This window comes from Lichenifustis flavocetrariae (assembly GCF_026130545.1).
In the GTDB taxonomy this organism is placed as follows: domain Bacteria; phylum Pseudomonadota; class Alphaproteobacteria; order Rhizobiales; family Beijerinckiaceae; genus Lichenihabitans; species Lichenihabitans flavocetrariae.
This window is the reverse complement of sequence record NZ_JAMOIM010000145.1, coordinates 1-1,141: the sequence shown is the minus strand read 5'-3', so window position 1 is coordinate 1,141 and position 1,141 is coordinate 1. Positions and strand designations below refer to the sequence as shown.

General features: G+C 60.8%; 1 pseudogene. It reads right to left on the bottom strand.

Features of this window, described 5'->3' with window-relative positions:
* A pseudogene (locus M8523_RS36335) lies at positions 1 to 856 on the bottom strand (hypothetical protein); the annotation flags it as partial.
* Positions 857 to 1,141 lie beyond the last annotated feature (285 nt).

The following is a 1,141-nucleotide window of genomic DNA, read 5'->3' as shown; positions in this document are numbered from 1 at the left end:
CCGACGAATGCTCGATCTCGGCCATGGCGGAAACGGCCTCCTGCACGATGCTGCCGCTCTTCTCGGCATCGGCCTTGGCGCCCGAGATCGACAAGCGGGCATGTTCGATCCGCTTCGCCGTCTTGCGCACCGTGGCCGTGATCTGGCCGACCGTGACGGCTGTTCGTTCGACCGACTGCGCCTGCTCGTCGGTTCGTTTGAAAAGGTCGCTGGCCCCTTCGGAAATCATGTCGATGCCGCTGTTCATGTCCAACGTGCTGGCGCTCACGGAACGCAGCCGGGTCTGCAATGACCCGACAGCCAGATTGAACGCGCTTTCGAGGGTGAGAAACGGGCTCGACAGACCGTCCACCCGCACCGTGAGATCTCCGTCGGCCAGCCTGCTGAGGGCCTCGGTCGTCGCGATCAGATTACGGTGTTGCGCCGTTTCCGCCTGCAACCGAAGCTCGTCCTCCCGTGCCCGCTCGACCGCTTCCGCGCGGCAGGCTTGGGATGCATAATCGGACAAGCCTTCGAACGCTGCTGCCGTCAGTGCGACGACCTGCTCCTGCATGTGCTTCCGTCGACGCGAGGCGCCCGTCAACGAAAGCTTTGGAGGCGGCTTGGCCATCAGCGTTTCGACGAGGCGCGTGAGAACCGTGCCGCTGGTGCGAACAACCGACTCCATCGAAACAGGCGCTCCCGCCAGTGATGTAAATGGGGCAGAGGCGCTGTCGCTCTCGGCGCCGTTCATGATGATCTGTGTCCAGAATTGCTGTTGATGCAGCTTCAAGGCGGTGTCGGCGGAGACGCCGGTGTCGCCAGACGGTGAACCGAATGTTTCATCGAGAATCGCATCAAGTCGTGCTTGAAGCATCAACTGGATTCCGGCGCGCGGCATGGACATACAATTCTCAGGCTACGTGACAGACCCTGTCTCCGAGAAATCTTGCCGGTCGGTCACCCTCAGGCGATGCCAATCGCTACCATCGTGCCTTTAATGGCGGCTTAAGTGGAGAATTCGGTAGCAAAGGAACCGAAACTGGATTTCAGCCCGCGTCGCCGCTGGAAATGATCGGATCACGTAATGGCTGAAGATCTCTGCGGGTCACCGGGTCACCCTTGCCCCCATCGACAAACACTCCTTCCAGATCACCGAATG